Origin of the sequence: Vibrio sp., assembly GCF_038138445.1 — a bacterium.
Lineage (GTDB): Bacteria > Pseudomonadota > Gammaproteobacteria > Enterobacterales > Vibrionaceae > Vibrio.
In genome coordinates, this window is sequence record NZ_JAYQDQ010000093.1 from 1 (window position 1) to 12,283 (window position 12,283).

A 12,283-nucleotide genomic window follows, 5' to 3' on the forward strand; every position below is an offset into this window, starting at 1 on the left:
GTTTTTAGCTGGTGCCAGCTTTCAGTTAAATGGGGTTTACCGCCAGCTTACGTTTAGACTGAGTTGCCCATAACTGAGGACATTTGTCTCATTTAACGCATCATCAGAACAAGCGTTATTCTTTTCACCACGTCTCATTAGCATTCTGATTCGAGCCAATAATACTCTTGGCTTTATTGGCTTACTTACAAAGTCATCAGCGCCTATTTCTAACGCAGCAACATGGTCAAAATCATCATCACTTGCAGTCAGCATTAATACTTTCCCTAAATACTTAGATCTGATTTGCCTGCAAATTGATAAGCCATCGGCACCAGGTAACATGAGGTCAAGTAATAAAATGGCGGGTTGATGCTCAATAATGGCATCAATTGCACTGTTTCCATCTTCGAATGTCTTAACATCAAAATCATTTTTGACAAAATATTCAGCAAGCATTGAACGCAATTTTGCGTCATCTTCAACGATAAATAAGGATTGTAAAGAGCTCATCCACCATTAGACCAGAATTCTTAATTTGAAGTGACCTAATAGTAGCGCAAACATTCATAAAATACTGTATAAATAATGTACTTGACTTATATATTTTGAACACCATTCAATTAGAACTGGACCTTTTGATGGCAAATCAATCAAATATAGCCATAGGTGATAAAACAATGTGGGTTCTAAACATCCGCAAACTCCCTGCTTCTCTGTAAACAAGTGATCAACATTGTGAAATTTGCTACTATCTGCTTAATCAGTATGGGGGGAAGTATGAACCGTAAGAAAAAAATCAATCAAATATTAAAAGCGAAGCATAAAAAGAAAAATGCCAAATTGCATAAGAGCAATAAGCCTCGCTATGTGTCAAAAGCAGAACGGGCTGAGGTAGAGGCGCAAACCACAGAGCCTTGTGAAAGTGGTACTACCAATGAGCCTTTGGATTCCTCAGAGTAACAGATCTTTATCAATTGAAATGTAGTTATCGCATGCATCAATAAGCGACTGTGCGCAGAGTCCTGGGACTGCAAACACATCAACTTTAGTATCAAATTTTTGTTGTATCCTTTGTACTAATATTTCAAAGTCACCATCGCCAGATAACAGTATTACTCTATCAACTTGACTTGCCACTTCATAAACATCCAGCGCAATACCAACATCCCAGTCACCTTTAGAGCTACCATCTCGCCTTTGGATGTACGGTTTCAATTTAACATTGAAACCTATTCCACGAAGAATATGATGAAACTGCCTTTGCTTTGGGTCTTGAGATGATATGGCATAAGCATTGGCCTCGACAATATTTCGTCCTTGCGTTGCTATGTACCAGAACTGGTTATAGTCAAAATTCGCTTGGTACTTATCTCTTGTTGTGTAGTAAATATTCTGAACATCGACAAAAATGGCCACTTTTTCCACAGGGAACTCCGCATGTTCTATTTTTAACAGTGACAGAATATTACCATTGATTTTCACACAGAGGCGAGACTAAAGAGAAAAACATCAAGATTAATTATTTATGTGAACCCAACCCCAATATAAAACAAATTTAGTAAGTGGCTTTTAAAATACCGACCTCAATGATAAAAAATAAATAGTTTACATTTCAAAAGCTTAAGCGTGTGAATTCTCTACTTAACCATTGAAAAACCGTACAGAGTTACTATTGTGTGATCCTAGTTCAATATAGTGCTTGATCCACCATGTGAAAAGCATACTATTATTCGATATTCATATAAACACATATTAATACAAGGCTGATTTAATGGAGCTAGACATATTCAACCCCTCTAGACACTTACGCCGTGCAGTCTTGTTTTGGCTCAGTGCTCTACTCGGCTCCCTTTCTCTAACAGGCATAATAGTCAATGGATTTTTTGATAATTACCCTCAGGTTGCATTAGCACAAGCATGCTTTTGCGTCTTATCTTCATACGTGGCTCTAAGAAGTTATAGAAGTAACACATCACTCTTACTATCAAATGGTTACATTTATTCCTTTATAATCCTAATTTCTTTCAACACTTATATTTACTCAATTGATAACGGTGTTTTAGTATGGAGCTTTCTATACCCTGTACTTTCATATCTTATCTTGGGTAAAAGATACGGCATGATAGCGACCATGGTTGGCTTTGTAACACAGTTCGGTCTAATTATTGATAAGTGTATCCTTAACAATGACACCATAGCTTGGGAACTCCCCCTAAACTTCGTTACCGCATACCTTAGTGTTTGGTTAGCCAGTCATGTACTGGAAGTAAAAAGAAAAACGTCCGAAGCCTCACTTGGACAACTGGCCTCTCGTGATGCCCTAACCAGGGTATACAACAGGCATGCTTTGATTCATAACTTTGAGCGTTATCGGCAGGAGAGCGAAAAGCTCCCATTATCGCTGTTAGTATTAGATCTTGACTATTTTAAACAAGTCAATGACAAATATGGCCACGACGTGGGAGATAAAGTCTTAGTGCAAACGGCTACTCTGGTCGACGCTCTATGTGATGAGCACCTAGTATACAGAATTGGGGGTGAAGAGTTTTGTATCGCACTTCATAACACTGCGATCCAGGATGCAATAAGTAAAGCTGAAGAGATTCGAGTCGCTATCGAAAACTACATATTTAATACACCAGAGCAACCAATTTTCCAGACTGCAAGTATTGGGATTTACCAATGCGACCTTTTTAATGATCTTGATAGTGTGCTTAGAAACGCCGACAGAGAACTCTATAAAGCCAAGAAAAATGGCCGTAATCAAGTCATGGTGTGCCAACAACAAGAAAAGAATGCTTTGGCATGTGCTTGTAACTAAGCCAAATCATCCTCTTCATCAAAAATAACGTTGTAATTTTCTGTATAAGTACACTGCGGCTGTCTACTGCATGTAAAAAAGCGACGGCCCTTAAAGTCTCCTTGTGTGGCAGTTTTTATCACCATTGGGCTACCACAACGCTTACAAAAGCGTACTTCTTTCTCTGACTCAATCAAATCAATATGTGTAGCAAGAAGACGTCTCAAGCGACTCACCTGATAACTATGCTTGACCGAAGTACCAATCAGAGGAATACCAGAGGATTTGCACACATGCATAAGCAGCTTTTGCCTTTCTACCTTTCCTTTATCAAGCTCTCGACCATCATCAAGCTCTATCGCCACTCTTACTTGTAACGTTCGAGGGTCACATACAACATAATCGAAATAACTTTTCGAAATACGATTATTGGCAATAAACCACTTTTTCTTATTCGTTTCCAAGGGCGCGACCACGCTAGTCATGTTAACCTTGGACATAACGATACCGTGCTGCCCTACAGCGCTTAATAAAGCATTATAAAACGCTGTTTCCTTCATATTTAGCAAAGCGCCTTTCTTCTTATAGTGGCTATCTTTTAGCTCATCTTGCTTTGCATAACGTTTTTGAACGAAAAAAAAGAACAAAACAAGCAAAGCAACAATGATAAAAACACTTTCCATAATCCGTTACAAACACTCCAAGTGGTCGGAAACCGTATGATACATTTTTTGAGTTTATACGCTAACTTAATGAATAAGTCAGTTTTTTAAGAAAATTCAACGTTATTTGTGAGAGCTAGCATGGGGTAAGCTAAGATTTATAACGACTCTCTGATCTGGAGCTATTTGTTCATATGTGTGTTGCCAATGTTTTTTGATAAGCTTTTCCATTACTCCACTTTTTTTTGCTTGCTGTAGCGCCTTTTCTATAACCGCTTGATAGCCGGCGGCGGCATCAGAGAGGTAGAAGTAAAAATCTTTGTCGTAAACAAGCATTAAGCGTTGTTCGATTGCAAGGTGTTTGTTTTGTTTAACTTCATCTACAATTTCTGTCATGCCCCTCGGAAAATAGTTCACCATACCATCAGGAGTTAACTTCGAATATAGACTTCTCCATTCACCATCTTCAACATAAACAGGCAATTGATTGGTTTTCCAAACATCTATGTCATACCAGTTCATACCAAGCCCTGCCACCATTTCAGACTGCTGAAGATCTTCTAGGCTATTAACTTTATTAAATTCACTTTGAAGTTCAGGTGGAATAAGCAAGATTCGCTTACCTATCATTCCATTAGTTAAAGGGACTTTGACTGGTGTATATCTTAGATTTCGCTCTTGCGTACCTATTAACCAAGTTAATGATAACTGCCCAGCTTCCACCATCTTGATAGCACGTTTTTGCGGTATGTGTTCCCGAGGTATATTAATTGTGACATTGTAACCTGAATCAATCAAAGCCGTGTGTAAAAGGTCGTGGTAAAAATCGTGCCCACTATCTTTCTGAGAAGGTAATGTGAGTATAATTTCGTCCTGTGCGAAAACAGAATGGCACATTATAAATAATACAATACCTAACTGACGCATAGTGTCTTCCTTAAAGGGTAGAGTTTTCAGATTCTGCTATTTATACTTAGCAACGATCTCCTGATATTGGGACTGTACTGATTCATCTTTTTTATCCTTAACCGCATCGATACCTAGCTGCAGCTTCTCAACCAGTTTGTCATCCACTCGTTTGTTGAAGGCATAGTAAAGTTCTCCATCACTTAAAATAAACACAGGCTCGTAATCATCGGTATTATAACCTTTCTTCTTTAACCACCATTTGGCTACATTTTCTTCATATGCCCATATATCAATGCGATCCTTCGCAAGTTGATCAGCTAGATTCTCGGGTAAGGAGGCTTCATGCATCCCATCTCGAGGGACCCCAAGTTCTAACATTAACTGTTCACCCACATCATCCCGTATTACGCCTATTCTATATTGCACAAAATCGAGAGCTGCTTGAATCTTTATGCCACGCGATTTTTTCGCCATTGCAACAATTCGTGTACTACTTAGTGGACCTACCCACTTGAACAAATGCTCACGAAGCCTTGTACGTGTAGTTGCGAATAAAACTGCATCAGGTTTTATTAAAGTTGTGCGATAAGCTCTCGCCCATGGCTGAACTTCAATATCATCCAATGTGAGATCTACACCCTGCGACTTTGCAGCAGCAATGAGCAAATCAATCGAGATACCCTTCTTTTTTCCATCTTGAGTGTAGTTATAGGGTGGGTATTCTTCCGTAAGAAAACGAAGTTCATCCAATTCAACAGCACTTGCAGAAAACGATAGCAACAGCAAGGCAAATGATAATCTCAGTAGTGATTTCATAGTGGCCATCAACTAATAAAGGTTTGTTTATTAGTAAACTGTAGAGCTGTATCTATCATTCGTCTAGGTCAAGAACCTCGTAGGCTCACTGCCTATACATTATGCTAGAAGCGGGACGAATCACGAGTATTAAAAAAAGGCCTTTCGGCCTTTTTTATTCATGTATCATCATGAGTTCATTTAGTAAATTGGTTAAGTCGGTACCTGTCACACTACCTGAGCTTAGATCAAGTCCACTGAGTTGATCTACCACATTTTCCAATTTGATTGACTGATGCTGTCCACTATCTCGTTGAATGACCAGTTCAATATCATTATTGTCAATATCGGCTGATATATCAGAGAGAAGATCGTCCATAGTTTCACCTCCTACCAACAAATCTGAAACGTTAATTCTGTCTTCAGACACTTGGAAATCAGTGATAATATCTTCACCTCCATCAAGATCGCTTCCCTTCCAAACAAACTGGTCTTGGCCGGACCCGCCCGTTAAAATGTCATCACCCTGCCCACCAATTAATATGTCATCCCCTTGACCACCGAAAAGGATGTCATCTCCAACACCACCATCTAGAGTGTCATTACCACCTTGCCCATACAAGATGTCATTACCCAAGCCGCCCACTAATATATCGTCTTGATCAGTCTGGCGTGAAACATCAAAGTTACTGTAGTTTTGACGCACAAAACTGTTGATGCTTTCGCTAGAAACATCGGCTAACGGCTCACCCGTTTCTGCAGCAACATACTTCTGCAGAGCAGAAATACCTTGTCCATCAATACTGTCAAAATTGATTAGGTCACCGAACAAGATATCATTGCCATGGCCACCAATAATCTCATCCTGCCCCTGATTCAAAACAACTTCTTGACCAAGAATCGTCTCGGCTAATTTATCAACATTTATATTGGATACAACCGCCCCATCCGTATCATATTCAGACAAAGTTGCGGCATTAATACCATCGCCAATACCAATAGCTTCGATGGAAGAAATGAGCAGCAAAACTTGGTACATGTGGCGAGTCTGTATAGTGATCGAATTACTGTCACTATATCTAAGGCCATTTGAGTGAGTTAACTTACCCAAAACCGACCCCGTCAATGGCGATGTAACAGCACCAGAACTAGAGACAATCTCTTGTCCTTTATACATCACCGAAGTACCAAGCTGATAGTCGGATGGCAAAATATCATCCAAGGTTACGACCTCCTTATTGGAGGTATCGAAATCTAGAACCACTTCGTCAAATCGATTTTCATCCAATTTATGTTTATGGATATAGTTGGGGTTGCCATCGGTAATAAAATAGGTGATGTTCTCAGCTTGATCATTTGTGTTTGCATCAAACCATTCGATTGTTGCATCAAAACTGGCTTCATAATTGGTGTAGCCGCTACCTGAATCCTCAATATCACTCAACTGAGAAATGAAATCAGCTCGCGCGCTCGGTGAATTCAAGTCAACTGAAATTGTTACTCCCGTACTAGTAGAAAATTCAGTTAAAAGCATATTCACTTTGCCAGTGTTAGGCCCAGAGTTTACAGTACTGTATAGTTGATCAAATACCTCAATAATTTCCGACTTCGCTGTGGCAACACTATTTCGCATACTACCCGAGGTATCGAGAACAAAGGCAATGTTATAGTCCTGACCAGCTATAATCTGAATGCCCTGTACATCTCCGACAATCAAATCATGAGTGTCACTTCCTTCAATAACATCATCTCCATGAGAACCAGATTTCATTGCATAACCGACGGGGTCAGGTAGCACCTGAAGGTTGACAATCTGGCTTACCGATTCTGAAGTTGCAGGTGAATTGTCTTTTGCTGTTGCAATGAACTCAAGTGGATAGAAACCCTCATCTAATACATAAACTTCAAGCTCAGTTAAGTCATCAATCCACGTTGTTAAATCAACGCTGTTTGTTCCATCCTGGGTTGCAAGCACACTGATGGAGTTACCATTACCATCACGGATAACGGAACCCTCAGGTAAGCCATTTAGCAGAAGTGAAAGCGTTTCTGAACCATCAATATCGTTTAAGCTTATTGCAATCTCACTTAATGAGATGTAGCTGTCCTCGAATCCTATATTATTAGCTTTCTCCAGTTTAATATCGTCTAGCAATGCACCGAAGCTATTTGAAGAGGTCTCAGATTCAAAGACTATTTTATAACTGCCGCTCGAAGGCGTCTGGAAGTTTATATTCTCTGTTTGCCAAATTAAGCTCTGTTTGTCTGTGTAATCAAATAGTACTTCGCGAGTCCCATTTTCATCTTCAAGAAATACAGTCATTGGCGAGTCGTTAACTCTGCGAGCGACAACATCAAAAGACAATGTGTAGAATTGACCTGCGTCTGCACTAAATTCCGTAAATAGCTGGTCATCACCACGGCGCCCTTCTAGTTCGTACAATTGGTTATCACCATCTGAACCACCACCGCGATAGACACTTTCCTTACCAACCTCATTATACTGTCCAGGATTATCAGTGCCCCAAGTACCTAACACTCCATCTGCCTGAGTCAATTCGCTGGAAGTCACATCGCCACGCCACGAACGATTAGACAAATCAATGGTGTCAAAGGTATGCAATGAGATAACTTCTGGTTCAGATACATTAATCATTGGAGCATCTGTTTGAGCATCGACTTGAACGTTAATATCATGCTCTTCAATCAACTCATTATCAGTGGTATATCCTTGTACCTTTAGTACAAAGTTTTCATCACTATTGCTAGGCGGTGTTATGGTAAGTTGTGATAGCTGCTGTATTGTTAACTGCGCCTCTCCATTGGATACAGAAATCGGATCATTGCCCGATGTTAACACTGCACCATGCGGTATATCACTGATAACAATACCTTCGACTGAACTACCGTTAGGAAGACTGATATTGAGAGCAATACTAGTGTCTTCAATGCCAGAGGAATGTTGCTGAACAAATAAATCGGGAACTTCACTCACTGAGATCCTAGTGGTGGCGATGTCAGAGTTTTGACCATAAGAATCCGTCACATAAAACTCTATTTCGCGCTGCGTTTCATCAGGGTTTTCACTGGTATTCTGATATTTAATCCCTTGCAAGAAGACTTCAAACTCTGCTGCAGAAACTCCATCGCTAGAATCACTCGTGATCAGTAGAGTTATGCCTGCAGCAGTGCTGTTTTGGCTAACGGTAAATCCAGCCATAGGTGACCAAGTAATCTGGTCACCTTCAAAGCGCTGAGTTAATGAAATATGCATAGACTGGAGAGAGTCTTTATCATCAAAGATATCAGCGTCAGTATCAACAACAGAAATTGGGCCATCACCTTCTGTAAAATCAGTGATAAAGTCTATATTGGTGTCTTGCTTGGCGATTTTAATAATAAGATCGTCATAGTCATTGTCATCATGTGCATGATCCACTTGGTCGTCGAAATAAATGATTGTATCGCCATTGTCGTCAAGGGAGGTTCTCATTAAAGATGCTTCGTCATGGCTCAGCAGTAGTTTAGCACTATGTTGAATGCTTCCGTTGACCATCAATTGGCCATCAGAATTAACCTCATACTTCGCACCAGAAGGTGAGCTATCGACTAAAGCTCCTCCATCTGCAATAAGGAAATATTCAACGTTATCTAAACTGCCAAGAGTCGCAAGAACAGGATCAAAACCACTTTGACGAGAGTCATGAGAATCTGACATCAAAATTTGCAGCTGCTGTGTATCAGAGTCTGGATCGTAAACATAATAACCAAAGACATTACGATAACCTGCATCTTCACTTACAAATTCAATCTGGTATTGGCTTCCATCTAAATCTATTACTGGCTTCTCATTATCTTCAATCGTTGCTTTCGCGCTTATCTGATTTGACTGATATTCAGTACTTGCAGCGAGCAAAAATGTCTCATTATTTTCTGAAACTTCATCATCAACGGTTTTAACTGCAACAGAAAACTCGCTTTCACCGGCTGGCAAGTTAAATTCGAACAAGCCATTTTGAACAGAGACTCTCTGCGTTTGCTCGGGAATGCCATACGTTACTATAACTTCACTGCCATCATAATCTTCTGGTGACGATGCTTTCCTCTCTTTTAGCTCTAGTGTGATGGAAGTGTCTGAGCTGCTTTGGCTTGAAAGAGTGACATTAAAGATGGCATCGCTTCCCTCAGCCACCGTGACTTCATTGATGTTTGTTACAACTGGGCGATCATCATCTAACCCTGCACTACCATCATCGATAATGCTTGATACTTTGGAATCCGATCCTTGAGCACCTTCCACGCCGTTCACGACCAACGCAAAACTCTCTGCTCCCTCATAAATAGGTTGAGCGTTATCATCGGTGGTGTGCACTGTCACACGAACCTCGGTCACTCCCGCAGGTATAACAAGGTCGCCATTGCCTGCAATTGAGATGAACTGCCAATCTTGTCCATCGTGATAGGCTGCGTCCATATTGCTGATATCAGACGCATCCGTTTCTGAGTGAGAAAGCAATAGGTTCACCGTCACCGCTTGCGCTGTGTTTTTGCTTAGCGACACCGTAAACTCTGCGCCAGAGCCCTCACTCACATTGCCGCCTCCCGAAACCGACACGAGAGGGATATCGACGTTATTAATCACACCAGACGCGTTTTCTCCTCCAACAACTAAGGTGAAATCTTCAGCGTGCTCGTACACACCATCCAGCACGGTTGGGATCACAACAGAGAAAGCATTAATACCAACAGGCACCACCAATTGTTGATGAATCGCATCATAGGTAACACCATGTGTATACACCGCTTGACTCAAATCAACATCAGCACTCTCAGCAGTATCGGTATTAGGTTGACCAAACGTCACGTTGTATCGTGTTTCTTGAAGGACGCCTTCCTCCAAGTTCACTTGATAAACAAGGTTGTCCCCTTCGGTCACCGTCTCGTCAAGCATCGACACCGAGCTCACCGCCACATCTTGAGGAAGCGGGTTCACCACTACCGATACTGTCGCCTCAGAATAACCACCTTTATCATCTGTGATCACGTAGTCAAAGCTGGTTTCACCAACAAAGCTCTCTTCCAAGTCGATATAAACGACACCATTTTCAATTCGCGCTTGCGCATTATTCACATCAGACACATGAGTAATGCGAATGTTGTCACCATTAGGGTCAACATCATTACCCAACAACTCAGCGACTGGGATCTCTAAAACCTCACCTTGATTGGCCGCATAAGCGCCCTCTCCTGATGCTTTAAAGCCAGTTAAGAAATAATCTGAGGAGTCATCACCACGGGCTGGGGTATTAGTGAAGTCGAGCGCTTCAAACACAACCGTATCAAAGGCAACGCCACCTAAATCTTCTTCATCAAAATGGTAAGTACCTTGGTTATTGCCCTCATTCGCCACAAAGGTGCCACTGGCAACAGGGTTATCGCCAAGATAAGCCACCCATTTGCCTTGCTCGTGATTCCCATTTCCTCCCTCGTCTTTAAACAAGTTCGAGATTTCAAAACTGAATTCCGTGGCAGGCTTGTCCAATGAAACGGTTAACTGCTCTGACTCTCCATCTTCTCGGTTATATTGGATCTGAGCCCCAGGTCCACCGTTTTCATCACCAGATACGCCGCGTTTTACACCACTTTCAGTAATAGTTTTTTCTTGACCTTGATAGCTGGCACTGACACTCACCCCATCGTGTGACCATGAGCTTGAGTTAAATGTGCCTAGTGCCACATCAAAACCAACGGGATCATCCACTGCAATAGGCGCCGCGTTTCCTTCAACTAAGGTCACCGTATACTCATCACTGTGGTTACCATCACTGTCTACAGCACGATAATCAAATGTATCGCTAGAAGAGGCTTCTAAATAACGAAGCTCCCAGTTACCCGGCCCATCAGTGGTGACAATAAGAGACTCAATCTCTCGTCCCTCTGGCGCATCAATGGTGGCCACATGGAACAAATCTGTATTGCCCGACGTGTTTTTTGTCACTGGGACGTCAATTACTGAGCCATCGTCCAATACCGCCTGAACAATGGCAGCCGTTTCATGGCTGTTACCTTCTTCAAACCACCCGCCCAATCCATCTAGACCAACCTCAATTGAGGTTGAAGGGCGGTCACTAAAGTCAATGGTGATGGTTTCACCTTGCTGAATACCCCCACCATTACCAACGCCAATCCCATATCCTACATGATTAGCATGGGCAAAGTATTGGGTAAGCGGCTGACTCCCAGAAGTAATGGTAATCGCATCACCATTATCGAACTGCATCACTCGCTGGGCCGGATTACCCTCAACCGCTTCACCCCAGTTTAGGAACGTGCTTTGACTTGTTGAGCCATCCATACCTTCAGGTGCTTGTTTAACACCGAGCACAAACCCTGTGGATTCGCTGTCGTTCTCGTAACGAATAAGGTTCGGATCACTAAAGACGGTGCCTTGATGAAGCACCTCCCCATTGGCTGAAAATGTTGTGACATCACTGGCATCAATCAACTGATTATCATAGTAGAGCTGCCCTGACTGAGGGAGTTCGGTGATCACCACACCCACAGGCGTGTTGGTTGAATCATCTTCATCATCCGAAATATGGTCTTGCGCGACGTCGTGGCTATCAAAGGCAATACTCGCATGACCATTGGCGTCCAATGTCACACTAAAGTCTTCTGCTTGAGGCGGGTTATCCGCAAAGTCCAGAATCGTTGCGCTGGCGCTGGTTGAGGTTCCTAGTACTGTATTTTGTCCTGCCGCCACGGAGAGAGTGAAGCTTTCATCACCCTCATACACCGTATCCTGCGCCGTCACTACCCTTACATCGACCGAATCAGAACCTGCAGGTACCAAAATTTCACCAGACACAGGTACATTCTGCCATACTCCATCCGCATCTTGATATTGATAAGCAGCAATATCTTGAGCTGAGGTATCACCTTGATCCAAACTAAGTACAAAGGAAACCTCAGAGGTTGCTGTGTTTGAGAGTAGAACAGTGAAATACGCCGTATCACCTTCTGCAATATCACCCCCTCCTGTAATGGAAACAACTGGGCGATCAGAGTTGTCCGTGATCATGCCTATGCCTGAGTCGGTGATACTAAAACTATCACCTCCCGCTGTGGCTGACGC

Annotated in this window: 7 protein-coding genes and 1 pseudogene; 2 read left to right on the forward strand and 6 right to left on the reverse strand. The window is 41.9% G+C overall.

Going from position 1 to position 12,283, the window contains the following annotated elements; genetic code table 11:
* Nucleotides 1-39: 39 nt before the first annotated feature.
* Nucleotides 40-492: pseudogene (locus AAFM34_RS17700) on the reverse strand (response regulator); the annotation flags it as partial.
* Nucleotides 493-759: 267 nt separating this feature from the next.
* Here AAFM34_RS17700 and AAFM34_RS17705 point away from each other — a divergent pair.
* Nucleotides 760-942, forward strand: a complete 183-nt coding sequence (locus AAFM34_RS17705; RefSeq protein ID WP_341665099.1) for a DUF2986 domain-containing protein — start codon at nt 760-762, stop codon at nt 940-942.
* On the opposite strand, the gene AAFM34_RS17710 is transcribed toward AAFM34_RS17705, so the two are convergent.
* Nucleotides 934-1,407: an NYN domain-containing protein gene (locus AAFM34_RS17710; protein WP_341665101.1), complete on the reverse strand. Its 474-nt coding sequence runs from the start codon at nt 1,405-1,407 to the stop codon at nt 934-936. The two genes, AAFM34_RS17705 and AAFM34_RS17710, sit on opposite strands and share 9 nt — an antisense overlap.
* A gap of 346 nt (nt 1,408-1,753) precedes the next feature.
* Here AAFM34_RS17710 and AAFM34_RS17715 point away from each other — a divergent pair, with 346 nt between their 5' ends.
* Nucleotides 1,754-2,803, forward strand: a complete 1,050-nt coding sequence (locus AAFM34_RS17715; RefSeq protein ID WP_341665103.1) for a GGDEF domain-containing protein — start codon at nt 1,754-1,756, stop codon at nt 2,801-2,803.
* On the opposite strand, the gene AAFM34_RS17720 is transcribed toward AAFM34_RS17715, so the two are convergent.
* From AAFM34_RS17720 to AAFM34_RS17735, 4 genes are all read right to left on the reverse strand, one after another.
* Nucleotides 2,800-3,465 (reverse strand): DUF2726 domain-containing protein, encoded by a 666-nt coding sequence (locus tag AAFM34_RS17720; protein WP_341665105.1) that lies wholly within the window; start codon nt 3,463-3,465, stop codon nt 2,800-2,802. The two genes, AAFM34_RS17715 and AAFM34_RS17720, sit on opposite strands and share 4 nt — an antisense overlap.
* Nucleotides 3,466-3,567: 102 nt before the next feature.
* Nucleotides 3,568-4,371 (reverse strand): hypothetical protein, encoded by an 804-nt coding sequence (locus tag AAFM34_RS17725; RefSeq protein WP_341665107.1) that lies wholly within the window; start codon nt 4,369-4,371, stop codon nt 3,568-3,570.
* Between the two features lie 36 nt (nt 4,372-4,407).
* Nucleotides 4,408-5,169: a transporter substrate-binding domain-containing protein gene (locus AAFM34_RS17730; RefSeq protein WP_341665109.1), complete on the reverse strand. Its 762-nt coding sequence runs from the start codon at nt 5,167-5,169 to the stop codon at nt 4,408-4,410.
* A gap of 154 nt (nt 5,170-5,323) precedes the next feature.
* Nucleotides 5,324-12,229 carry a Calx-beta domain-containing protein gene (locus tag AAFM34_RS17735; protein WP_341665111.1) on the reverse strand — a complete coding sequence of 2,302 codons (6,906 nt, stop codon included), beginning with the start codon at nt 12,227-12,229 and terminating at the stop codon, nt 5,324-5,326.
* Between the last annotated feature and the right edge of the window lie 54 nt (nt 12,230-12,283).